Below are 12196 nucleotides of genomic sequence, written 5' to 3'. Positions count from 1 at the left end.
ACCGCCTCGAGCAGTTCCTGGATCGCGCTGAACGTGCCTGCCGACAGTATTTCATATCGTTGTGTGAATTACTGTCTGTGATGAGCGTTGTTTCCAGTAGGGCTCGATCGGGATCATTCCATCAATACCAGGCGGCATCCCATTGCCAAAAGCGAGCTCTCGAACATCTACCGCGATGACCTCAAGCTTTGGACGCTCTTCAGTTATGAGCACGAACTCGCTGATCTTTCCCGGTGGACAGTCCCCAGAAGCGGGGTAGACGAGCGCCAATTGTTTGCACCGGTAGCGGGCGGCGTAGGCGTTCATCTGATACGCGTCGCCGCTCGAGACGCCGGAGTTCGCGTCGCCGAGATTTAGGCGCTTCCATTTGGCATCGAGAATGGCGACAGTCTCAACTTCGCTCTGAATGGTGATGTCGGGGCGCAGTTGGAAGCCCGCCGTCGCGAGGTTCTTCACGGGGCTCTGCAGCCCCACAGAAAGGCGACCACTATCCCGCGTCTGACAGGCATGCCGGATGCGCAGTCCGAGAACTGCCTCGAAGAGCTTCTCCATGTTGAACAGCAGCGCCGAACCAGCAGCGTCTCCGGTGCGAACATCCGGATAGAGGCCTGACAGTAGCCATCGGGCCTGCGCAAATACTGGCTCCCAGTGCCGGATGGTCCGGTCAAGGCGGAGACCGTCGATGTCGCGAGCCCTGACTCTAATATCGCCAACCTCGTCAAAGCGGTGAAGGAACGCCGTCACCATCGCGCGGGTCCGCGGGCTCAGCGCGAATCCGAGAAGGATCCGAAGTACGCCCTTCAGCGCTTGATTGTATGGGTTGTCGATGCTGCGTTCGTCGAAGCGACAAAGCAGATGAGAACGGTCGAACGCGTTCGCGCGGAGATGCTCGGTCAGCTCAAGCCGTCCCCGGATGGCATTGAGGTTCTCTATACTTTCCGAATAACGGGCAATGGCCCCACCTCGGAGCGCGGATTTAACCTGGCTGCAGAAATCCTCGATGAAGACGTCCAGCAGGTGGCTGTGCTGTTGCCCGAGGCCGGCATCGCCCACGCGCTTCGATCCGAGCTCTCCAGCACGCGCAAGCATGGCCACCAGAAGGCCCCGCATGTCTTCGCTGCTATCGCTGCCATAGTCGATTTTGGGCAGTACCTCGATCGCCAGTTGCTCGGTTTGCAGGACCCCGCAGAACGGCCCGAACTTCAGCATGCGGTGGCCCCACGCGAGGGCGCCCGCTGGCAGACGTCCGGCGAGTTTCGCTATGCCTTCTGCCTCGAGCTCGCTTATCTCGCCGGCCGGGCCGATGCTGACGCCCTCCCTCTCTCGGAAGGTCAGGCGCCTCATTCTGGTGGCTCGTAGATTTTGCGGATCGCGTCCGGAGTGATCTCGTCTTCCCGAATTACCTCGAACGCCTCACCGTCCCCGATTTCGGCAGGGTCGGCCTTGGGAAAGAGAATGGCAGCGCTCTGGGTGCGCGCCCGGATCAATTGTAGCTCCTCCTCTACGGCCTGGTCGGCGAGGACGTATCGGATTTGCCGCCAGTCGTCGTAGAAGGCCTCCTGCAGGAAGGGCAGAATCTCTCGGGCTAAGACACGGCGCAGTTCGTCGAACGACTTCACATGGTAGAAGTAGCTGTGGCCCAGGGTCTGGTCGCGATGCAGAAGGCGGGACAGGCGGGCATTCATGGCTTGCAGAAGCTGGCGCAGATCGATCGCGCTGCCCTCGCCGTCGTCGATCGATTCAAGGAGTTCGGGCTTCGCCGTAAGCTCTTCGAACCGGAAACGGCGCCGCAGGGCGCTGTCGAGAAGAGCGATGGACCGGTCTGCGGTATTCATGGTGCCAATCACGTCGACATTCGCGGGAACCCCAAAACGCTGACCCGAGTAAGGTAAAGTCACTTCTAGGCCCCGGCAGTTCGCCAATCGGTTTCCCGAGGCATCAGTGCCGATCCGCTTGTCCACCTCGAGAAGCGTGATCAGCTCTCCGAAAACCTTGGCGACGTTCCCGCGATTGATTTCGTCGATGAAGAGCGCGAACCGCTTGTCCGGCGAGCGCCGAGCCCGATCGCAAAGCCGCTTCAACACCCCTGGCCGTACCTCATAGGTGACCGTGCCGTTCTCCGTGACTGGTCGAATGCCCTCAACGAAGTCCTCGTACGCATAGCTCTGATGGAAAGTCACGAACTCGAAGCGATCTGCAGCGCCGTCCTGGTATCGCGGCAGATGTTCGTTTTTCAGGCGATGCGTTTTGCCAGTACCCGGAGGGCCGTATAGAATAAGGTTTAGGGGCGGCGTGACTTTTTTTGAGGATGCGCCTCCAGTTCCGGCTTCATCCCCTAACGTGGTAGCGCCGGATAAGATCGGTGGCAGCGCTTTCCATAGGCGCTCCAGAGTCCGGGCTGCCTTTGCCTTGACCTCGATCCCGGAAGACTGTGGGCTCCATTCCTGGCCGGGTTCACAGCTCCGCAACTCTTCCAGAGGGACGATCTGGTCCGTTGTTGCATCGCGGACGGAGTCGAACGCCACGTCAACGAAGCGCGTCGTCTCGCAAGCGTCGGCGCGGGCTTGTTCCCAGTGTTCGGCTTCGTAGGGCGCGCGCGTGACCTTTCCTACTGCCACGATGCCTTTCGGGGGCTTTCCGGTACGAACAAGGAAGACGCGGTCGCCCTCACGCGGCTTGCTCGAGTTGCAGCGCCAACGGTTGTCAGCTTTATCTCCATTGATGGTTCTAGCGCGATCGATCGCGAGCGTTTCCCAGTTCCATCTGGAAGGGTTCCAGCTGAGGAGCCAGTTATTTGTCTGGTTCTTCCACTGGGCCTCGAACTCATCCTGGTAGAAATCGATGTTCGTGTCATGCTCGTTTTCAAGCCGACGGCGCAGTTCGAGTAAGGCACGGTCGATCTCGACAGTGTTCCACTTCCGTATCTCCTTTTCTGGCGTGTCTCCGAAGCCGGCGAGGATCTGGCGCTTGTCTCCCTCGGAGCTGATCCGCTCGAAAGTGTCGGGAAACAGCAAGTGTGGCAGGATGTGGATTAATTGTCGTTTCCTTGCTTCGGGAAGGCTGCTCAACCAGCTTGAAAACGCCCATGGGTCCTTAAGAAGAGATCTACGCTCCAACTCTTCTCGCCGCGTAAAATCTCGCAAAGCACCGATCAAAAAGCTGATCTCGAGCCAACGATAGGTATTGAAGGCGACCCCGCCCGAGCCAATTCCCTCGAGCACTTGATCCGAAAGCATTGCTTTGTCCGCACTGAGGTCTTCGCCAGACCATGACCAAATCGCACGTACATTCTCCCGTTTTTTTGCGGCCCCTACGTTGGAAGGGAAAAGAAGCATAATCCATAGGAGCTCAGCCATCAGTTGACGGCACCCGTTGGTGCCTTCGGATAGCTGTGCTTTCAACTTCGAAAGGAAGTCTCCTTCCCCGACGTCGGGGTTGTTTACAAAGCGTTGGTCCAGCTCGTCTAGAAAGGCGCGGGTCCACAACTCTTCTTTATCGGAAAGAACTGACAACCCGCTCGCAAGGGATCTTTCGCTCCACTTACGGGCCGCGTCATAGATTGGGTCGACATAGTGGTTGGGATTGTACTTCGACAAATTCGACGTTTCCTCTGCAGATTAGGCCTAGGACTCATAGCCAGTAAATGAAGAGTAGGGCAATGGTGATGGCAGAAAGGAAGACCATTGGTGGCACTTATGACGAGTATTGCTGGACCGACTAAGACGCCGTTGTGGGGTGAGCATTTTCGAGATGAAAAATAGTTTCGGTATCTTACAATAATGCCGCTTTCTCGTACGCTTGGCACGAGAGTGCTCACGCCTTGGATGTGCGGGCAACACGATATGCCGTTGGCTGAAGGCTCCAATCATCTATGTTCCAGCCGATCAGCGGCTCAAGTATGCCGCCTGATGCCTTTGGGCTCGTTCCATCCTTCTCAAGGCGTATGCCCGTCACGATTATTAGCGCTGTCTGGCCTTTCTTGTCTCGGTGAAGGGCAACTTCTCCGTGTGTCATGGCGATCGCCTCGGCAGCATCGCTCGTCGTACCTTTGACTTCAACAAAGATCACGTCTTCGCCCTTCTTGGCTTCGAAGTCGTAAGGTTTTTTGTCTGAGGTGTCTTTGGGTTTGTAGCCGTGCTCTCGAAGCCAGTCTTCGGCCATCGCCATTGCCTGAAGCTCTACGGCCTTGCGTTCCTTGGCTGTCAATCCAAAGCCCTGGCTCTTGGCGATAGTGGATGTCGGCCTAGTGATGCTCAGAATCTCAAGCTCGGTCTGATCGGCAGGGGATAGCTCGCGGCCTTGGCGTTGGGCAGAATATATAGTCCTGAGCATTTGAGTGGCTTAGACAAGGTGCTCCGTCACCACCCGGTCGTTGATTTCATTGTAGTCGATTTTCTTCACGAGTGCGCTTGCGTCCTGAAATGATTTTGGAAGTCGCAGACGCGCGCCAAAATCGTTGGAATCTGTGAACGGTTCCAATGAGCCACGATCTTCCAGGACCATGCGTCTAGCCCACTCGGTGCGCTTGGCGAGGTCTTCCGGCGGCAAGACAATCGAATAACCGTTATGAAACTTCGAAGAACTGCACCCTACTGCGATATTTACGCCCGAGCCATCCGTCGAAAAATGCAGAACGACATAGAAGCCATCGGTCGGCTTCGGGGACATCTCTTTGGAGCAAAACCGTACCCATGGGAGCTCTGTTTTGTTGCCGATCCCATCCGAGGCATCCACGTGGAAATCGCTGCCGAATGGGCCAAGGGCTTCGCTCAGCGTATTCTGAAGCTCTCGAAGCTCGCCGGTTAGGACCTGGCGTACAAGGTTTCCACGCTCCTGCATTTCCGGAGTATTCTTAGAAGAATAATAGGTTTGTAGTTCGCATATCCGGCGTAAGATCTCACGCATTGTTAAATTGACTCCAAAAGATCACCGTTAGAGAAATATCCTGGTCCAGCTTCTTCAATAAAACGTTTCTGAAAGAACGAACGCCTACACCGTAGCAGATAACCGCGCGAGTACCATTAATCTCCAGAGGTATCGCAACGCATCTCTTCAGGCGCCCTCTGGTTCAAGATTGGCTTTAACTCTTCGCTTCCCCTTCGGGCCTGTACTGAGACCGCCATGCAACCTGCAACGCCGCTTTCCAGGTACTACCCGGGCCTGACATTGGCCTCCTGCTCGGGTTTTTGCGCCGCATGTTGGGCGCTCTGACTTAGGCAGTGGTTCACCGGAATCATTCAAGCCCAGCTCCGCCATCTGTTTGCAGTTTGCACCGCGACACTGTGAGCAATCCCTCCGATAGTTTGGGTGCTTATGCGCCTCTGCTGGGCACGGCCGCCAACGTGACTGTAGTGCCTGCCAATCAATGGGGTCACCTTGAAAGCGCGCACGGAATTTCTTCTCAAAGTTGGTCGGTCGTCCCATCAAAAAACCCCAACAATTGTTAACATAGTCTACAAACCCCATGATGCGCGTAGTGTTTGGCCTTCGGCTCTCACAAATTTCATTGAGTACTGCAGCTTACACGCTCAATGGAAGTTCGGTACGCCACACCACCACCGCCCCCTTTAGGGGGGCGGTGGTGTGGCAACTGTTTTGTGCATGTTTGCCACACCCCGCCACACCTCTGCTTTTGGGGTGGGTGTGGCACTTATGTGTTTGCCCATTCACCTACCTCCAAACACGGGCGTTCCATACGTTTTGCATCCAATAATTTGACCTTCTTCAAGGCACCAGATTTCAACCATGCCTCGATCAATTTTTTGATGCGTATGCGGTCTGAACAGGCATCAAGTCCCAAAACTTCCGCAATAGTTACGCCTACCCAATCGTCACGAGCCTGTTCCGAATACCGTAGTCCTTTTCCATTCAAAGCTTTCTGCACAGCAAGAAGGTCGGCCAATGTAATTCCATCAAAGGTATCGGGCCAATTCCAGACTTCGACCACGCCTACGCTGTCACCGTTTGACAAGTGGACTGAAGCCAAGCGCCGCCAGACACGACCTGCGGTGGGGGCAAGATTTGCCTTGTCGCGGGTCACAGCAAAATACGTAGACGGATCCTCTTTCACACCCGCTTCAGCCTTCATGCTCTCACTCATCTTGTTAAGTACCCGACCGGAACGCGCCGCCGCCAAAAGCGCGGTTGCGCCGCGCCCGCTTTCGGTCGTTGCTTCTTCGCCGTTGGTTTTGCGAGTGTGGTGCACGAGTTCAATTGCGCAGTTGCACTGATCCGCCAACCGCGCCCACTCCTTTGCCACGATGTCAATTGCACCGTTATCGTTTTCACCAACCTGGTGCGACGAAACAAACGGGTCGATGATCAGAACATCGATCTCGCGTGCCTCAATTTCATGCGCTAGGGCTGCCATTTCCGGTTTGATGATCTGGACGCCTTCACGGGTTTGGATCGCAGTGCTAAGTTCACGTTCCCGACCAGAGTCCACAAACAACCGCCCCGCGATTTCCTGAGAGGTGACTTGGTGATGCTGCATGGTTGCTATAATACGCCGATCCAATTCGTCGCGCGTGTCTTCAAGGTTGTAGATCCAGACCTTGAGATCTTTGGCGGTCCAGTCGCCCAGAAGCTCCCGCCCAGAGACCATTGCCAGCGCCTCACAGATCGTCAGAGATGATTTCCCGACTCCGCCGGGTGCAACTGTCACTGATACCTGTTTGCGGATCAGATGCTGCCCATAGAGCCAAGGTCGGGGCGGAATGGTGGACGGGTCGCGCCAAGAAAATTCCGTTGGCAACAGATCCGATCGCCGGCGAGAAAATTCGGCTTGGTGTGCTTTAAGCTGCATAGCCATGTCTACAAAATTATGCGCCATGTTTATTTGCCACCCTGCACCTGTTCTAGGAAAGCCGCCTGCCTAGCCGGATCCATCTGTCCGAAGCTCGCAAGGCAATAGGCATCAAGCTCTTCAGGAAGTGCCATGTCAGCCCAGAACAAGGCCTCGTCCATGTAGTTTAGAAGGGGCGCAATAGGCTGTCCTGCACCATTGTCCAGCACGCCCTCCGCGATCGATTTGGCAGCGTCGTAGCTGAGAGATTTCAGCGCCATGTAGGCAAGCGCTTCACGTTTCTGCTGATCCAGGTGTGCCCGTAAGATTAATTCGAGGCCAAGCCACTGATTTTCGCCGTTCAGCCAAAGGGTGTACCCAATTGAACGCGACACCTTTTTAATGTGCTCAGGAATGTGATCAGCGATACTTACACCCACCTTGTGCGACGGATTGCTGCACTGGCGGTAAGCACCAAGTTCTGCACAGCCAGCAAGTGGTACATTTGTGACGTTAGTGGCATCCGAGTCCAACTGCCCATGTTCACAAAGGGGCAGGGAGGAGCGACGCAAACACTTGTCGGTGGTGTTTTTCCAGCTTTGTTTGCTCATTTTTACCTCACCACTGAGGCGCGCGCGTACCTTAAAGTCCAGGATTGGGCTGCGATTGGTTTATCTCAACCCTGCTCCCGGTGGTCGTTCAGCGCCGGGGGCTATTGTTACTGGGCTTTTTCGTCGCGAAGGGCACGGACATGAGTGTCCACTTCGTCTTCAGGCCAATAAAGTTTCCCGCCGAGTTTAACCGGTTGCGGCAAACGCCCGGCCTGGAGATCGAGATAAATTGCAGAGCGTGACCGCCCGCCTAGCTTTTTACGCAATTCTGCGAAGTTGAGGTATTTCATAGTCACCATCCTTTTTGGTTCGGGATGGTGCAACCGTGACCAAAGGAGCCTGTCTTTGGGATTGTGAAAAGAAATCAGAAATTAAAACACAAGGCACTCGCTTGCTCCCAAATGTCGCGAGCTGATTGCTCTGTTTGCGCGGTTGCGGGATGCAAAGCAGCGATTTCTGACCAGGAGGCACCAGCTTCACGTGCGTCCAAGGTGCGCAGGTAGCCCAGCCATTTTTTGGGATGTCGTCGGTTTACCACTAGTTTTCCCTTGAGGCGTACCTGAAGTTGTCGAGCTAGCTCACGCGCTTCTTCGATCTGAGGTTCTAACGGTCTATTCAGATCGAATTTTATCGCCACTTCATGCGGTTCGAGTTGCACTGAAAAGCAGTCGAAATGAGCGACCCCTTGAGTTTTAAAATGCTCATCCGTACTCGAAAGGCTGACTGATTTTTGGCGACTAGCGATTTGTGGATGGGACTCGATTGTGCGATCACGCTTCGAGCCGTCTGTTACACGTAGTTTTGAGTATCCCCGGAATGGTCTGATTGCCCCTTCCGGCTGTTGGCCAATTCGCGGGTTGGGAATGCTGATGTAACCAAACTCTTGCTTGGTGTGTTCACTGCCTCGCGCACAAAAGCCAGGCTCTGTGGGTGACCGCGTATCAATTCCTATTGCTTGCTGGCTAAGTGCAAGGTTCTCCAGATAGGTGGATTGCCCAAGCTTATCGAAATACTCACGCAGATCCTGTCTTCGCCGAAAAAACTCCCATCGCCACCGATCCAAGGTCCACGCTGTAACGTCGCCATACGCTTCGGCATCCAACCAGTTGGGGATACCCCATTCGTTCAAATCAGAAGTAGGCTCAACAGTCTCTTTCGAGGTGTTGGCATTGTCGTTCCGCTCAGTCATTGATTGGTCGCAAGCTTTACGACATGACCTGCACCAACCATGACAAATTCTGCCCAGCGTTCAGCCAAAACGCGTCTCTGCTCAAGAAAATCTGTGCGTCTGTAAGCTCGAACGACACCAGAGTCGGTTGTATGTCCCAGCATTGCTTCCGCTACTTCGTGAGGTGCGTCGGTGGCTTCAGCCAGCCAGTCGCGAAGACTACTGCGGAAGCCGTGCGGGCGGGCGTCCAATTTACGCCGTTCCATCATACGTGAGAGTGTCATATCAGAGATCACGCCCTGCCGACTATTCGGAAAAAGGAAACCATTTCTGGAATGCGGTAGCGCAAGGCCGATAATGCGGTGCGCTTCCTGCGAAAGCGGCACACGGAAATCACTTGTTGCCCCTTTTCGACCTTTCATGGCCTCACCTGGTATGGTCCAAACGTCTCCCTCAATCTGTTCGAGCCTGATAAAGCGCAAAGGTTTAGAGCGAACACCGGTTAGGATGAGCAACCTCATAGCTAGGTTCGTAAGCGAGGGTTCCTCTATGCTTGAGTAGAAAGCGGGGACATCGCTCCACAGCATTGCCGGGATATGTTTCGGCTTGTGACGTGACTTTCCCAACAACGCTTTGGCTTTTTCTGTCGCCTGAAGGTCAACGTCCAATCCAAGCGCGGCCGCATGGCGAAAGACTATGTTTAGCCGGTTCATTGCTTTGCGCGCTGTGTCGGCTTTTGTGTGCCAGATTGGGGTTAGGGTGTCGCGAATGTCGCGCTGGTCAATGTCTGTTATTGGAACCTTTCCAAGCTTGGGCAGTACATGCCCGTTCAGTGGTGAGAGCCAACGCCCAGCTTTTCCATCACCTTTGAGTTCAGCCTTTCGCGCTTCGAATGCATCTGCAGTCAGAACCGCAAGTGAAACATCTTCCCGCCGCGCCGCACGTGCCTCTGCTTCACGCTCCTTAACCGGATCGCGGCCTTCCGCAGAAACGGAGCGCCATCGCTGTGCAACACTACGGGCGTTTGCAAGAGAAAGAGTAGGATAGCCACCCAGTCCCATTTCGCGCCTTCGGCCATGCACAGTCACACGAAGCATCCACTGCGCGCCACCATCGTCTCGTTTAATAAACCAAAGCCCAGCGCCATCGCAGTGTTTACCCACCGGTGCTGATTTTATAAAGGAAGCCGAAAGTCTGTTTGTTGCCCGCATTTTTATCCACCCTAATATCCACCTTACCGTATTGGATGGTGCCAAACACGGTAAGACAAGCCCGGACAGTTAAACCAGTTAGAACGTTGTAACTGAATGGTAAACTGCACAAGAACGAACAATCTCAAACAGGTTGCATGTGCCGCCCCCGGGCACCACTTTATCTGGTAAAGTATTGGTTTCGCATCGGCTTTTGACAGTTGGCTGAAACTGCAGACAAGTTCATCAAAAGATACCTACGTGACCGGCGGTTTTTTACTTCGGTCACCACAAAAGACACGGCTATACATTGCCAGCGACTCCCGTTAAGAGGCGGTCTTTAACCTTGGAAGATGCGCTGATTGCAATACCGCAAGGCACGTATCCCCCGGCTGATACAAAGAACACCACCGTGAAACAGACCATCGCAGATGCGCTTGCCCGCAAGGGTTACGATACTTTGACACAAGTCCAACAGGCCGTGACACAGCCTGAGCTGGAAGGGCGCGATATGTTGGTGTCGGCGCAAACCGGATCGGGAAAAACCATCGGGTTCGGGTTGGCGATTGCACCACAGTTGCTGGGCGAAGATGAGACGTTCGGGGCGTCCGGTGCGCCGTTGGCTTTGGTGGTTGCGCCTACGCGGGAACTGGCCATGCAGGTCAAGCGTGAACTGAGCTGGCTTTTCTCTGATGCCGGCGCGTTTCTGGCCTCGTGCGTCGGTGGCATGGATATGCGTGATGAACGCCGGGCTTTGGCGCGGGGGGCGCATATTGTTGTCGCAACGCCGGGGCGACTGCGCGATCATATCATGCGTGGTTCCATTGATCTGACCGCGATCCGGGCCGTGGTTCTGGACGAAGCAGATGAAATGCTGGACCTTGGATTTCGCGAGGATCTTGAGTTCATCCTGGATGAAACCCCGGCCGAGCGGCAAACGTTGCTGTTCTCAGCTACGGTCCCACGCGCCATTGCTAGCCTGGCAACCAGCTATCAGCGCGATGCCGAACGGGTGAGCACTGTCAGCGAGAAAACCCAACATGCCGATATCGAATATCGTGCAATGATGGTGGCGCCGCGGGACGGGGATAACGCGATCATCAATGCGTTGCGGTACTACGAAGCCCCCAACGCCATCGTTTTTTGTAACACGCGTGCGATGGTGTCACGATTGACCACGCGGCTTTCCAACCGCGGGTTTTCTGTGGTGGCACTGTCTGGTGAGCTGACGCAGAGTGAACGCTCTAACGCGTTGCAGTCGATGCGTGATGGGCGTGCGAGGGTATGTGTGGCGACAGATGTCGCGGCGCGCGGGATTGATTTGCCGAACCTCGACCTGGTGATCCACGCCGAGCTGCCCAACAGTCACGAGACGCTTTTGCATCGCTCTGGGCGCACGGGCCGGGCAGGGCGAAAGGGCGTCAGCGCCCTGGTGGTCGAACCGTCATCGCGGAAAAAGGCCGAGCGCATTCTGAAATTCGCAAAGCTCACGGCGGATTGGGGCGTCGCCCCGTCTTCGGATGAGGTGAACGAACGGGATCAGGCGCGGATGCTTGCCTCGGATGACTGGCAGGTTGAGGTTACCGAAAGCGAACAGGACGCGGTTCGGCACCTGGTTGAAAAATTTACCCCTGCGCAAATAGCGGCAGCGTATCTACGTCAGTATAAATTGCGCCACTCAGCGCCGGAAGAGTTGGCCCCGGTGACGGCCGACCGCCCGAAACCCCGGGCCGCCTTTGGTCCGAGCGTTTGGTTTTCTTTGTCTGAAGGTCGCAACCAAAATGCTTCGCCGCGCCATTTGCTGCCGATGATCTGCAAGGCCGGTGATCTGACCAAAGACGATATCGGTGCGATCCGGATTGCCGATGATGTGTCTTACGTCGAGATCCGCGAAGCCAGTGTTGCGGGCTTTCTGGCGGCTGTTGGACCGGGTATGAAAATCGAAGGTTCGAAAGACGTTGTGCGCTTGGATGGCGCGCCTGACGTGCCAGCGTTTGAGCGTCCAAGGTCCAACCGCCCACCCAAGGGTAAACCGCGTCCGCGCAAAGGGGACACCACCCCGGTTGATTGGAACGATGCCCCGACGCCCCGTAACCGCAAACCTAAGCCCGAAGATCGCAAGCCCAGTAAAGCATCGGAACGCGGTTTCAAACAGACCCGATCAAAAGAACATGGTTCGACACCGCACCGCGACTCGTTACTGAGCGAGCCGGATGTTAAATTCACGGCAACGAGCGCAAAGAAGAAAACCCACAAAACGACCGCTAACAATAGCAAAGACGGAAGCGTAAAGCCCGGCGGTAAACCCACCAAAGGCCCGCCGCCGCCCAAGGGAAAACCCAGCAGCAAGAAGAATCGCGCCCGCGTTTCAGTCGCGAAAGCGGGCAAGGGCGGAGAGGCTGTGCCGAAACGGCGCAAGACTTAGCGCCGCTCAATGCGGCCG

At 55.6% G+C, this 12196-nt stretch carries 11 protein-coding genes; 1 reads left to right on the top strand and 10 read right to left on the bottom strand.

The features are described from left to right. Positions 1-51: 51 nt before the first annotated feature. The 10 genes from AC2FI9_RS15245 to AC2FI9_RS15200 form a co-directional block, all read right to left on the bottom strand. A complete protein-coding gene (locus AC2FI9_RS15245; RefSeq protein ID WP_496768792.1) occupies positions 52-1344 on the bottom strand; it encodes an McrC family protein in 1293 nt (430 codons plus the stop codon). Beyond that, on the bottom strand, positions 1341-3596 hold the full coding sequence (locus AC2FI9_RS15240) for an McrB family protein (protein WP_496768791.1): 2256 nt from the start codon (positions 3594-3596) through the stop codon (positions 1341-1343). Before AC2FI9_RS15240 ends, AC2FI9_RS15245 begins: the two co-directional genes overlap by 4 nt. A gap of 217 nt (positions 3597-3813) precedes the next feature. Continuing rightward, on the bottom strand, positions 3814-4332 hold the full coding sequence (locus AC2FI9_RS15235; protein WP_496768789.1) for a protein NO VEIN domain-containing protein: 519 nt from the start codon (positions 4330-4332) through the stop codon (positions 3814-3816). 9 nt (positions 4333-4341) lie between these two features. Continuing rightward, positions 4342-4905, bottom strand: a complete 564-nt coding sequence (locus AC2FI9_RS15230; RefSeq protein ID WP_496768786.1) for an MrcB family domain-containing protein — start codon at positions 4903-4905, stop codon at positions 4342-4344. A gap of 147 nt (positions 4906-5052) precedes the next feature. Continuing rightward, entirely contained in the window at positions 5053-5256 is a 204-nt protein-coding gene (locus tag AC2FI9_RS15225; protein WP_496768784.1) for an HGGxSTG domain-containing protein, read from the bottom strand. 394 nt (positions 5257-5650) lie between these two features. After that, a complete protein-coding gene (locus tag AC2FI9_RS15220; protein WP_496768950.1) occupies positions 5651-6805 on the bottom strand; it encodes an AAA family ATPase in 1155 nt (384 codons plus the stop codon). 29 nt (positions 6806-6834) lie between these two features. After that, complete coding sequence (locus AC2FI9_RS15215; RefSeq protein WP_496768782.1) at positions 6835-7395, bottom strand: hypothetical protein; 561 nt, start codon at positions 7393-7395, stop codon at positions 6835-6837. A 107-nt stretch (positions 7396-7502) separates the two neighbouring features. Beyond that, positions 7503-7685, bottom strand: a complete 183-nt coding sequence (locus AC2FI9_RS15210; RefSeq protein ID WP_480840347.1) for a helix-turn-helix transcriptional regulator — start codon at positions 7683-7685, stop codon at positions 7503-7505. Between the two features lie 74 nt (positions 7686-7759). After that, positions 7760-8584, bottom strand: a complete 825-nt coding sequence (locus AC2FI9_RS15205; RefSeq protein ID WP_496768780.1) for a hypothetical protein — start codon at positions 8582-8584, stop codon at positions 7760-7762. Next, complete coding sequence (locus AC2FI9_RS15200; protein WP_496768778.1) at positions 8581-9774, bottom strand: tyrosine-type recombinase/integrase; 1194 nt, start codon at positions 9772-9774, stop codon at positions 8581-8583. Before AC2FI9_RS15200 ends, AC2FI9_RS15205 begins: the two co-directional genes overlap by 4 nt. Positions 9775-10165: 391 nt before the next feature. Between AC2FI9_RS15200 and AC2FI9_RS15195 the strand changes: the two genes are divergently transcribed. Next, positions 10166-12178 carry a DEAD/DEAH box helicase gene (locus tag AC2FI9_RS15195; protein ID WP_496768776.1) on the top strand — a complete coding sequence of 671 codons (2013 nt, stop codon included), beginning with the start codon at positions 10166-10168 and terminating at the stop codon, positions 12176-12178. Positions 12179-12196 lie beyond the last annotated feature (18 nt).

This window comes from Ruegeria sp. CDSA246 (genome assembly GCF_059611225.1).
Note: the sequence above shows the minus strand (reverse complement) of the source record. Positions and strands in the feature narration are given on the sequence as shown.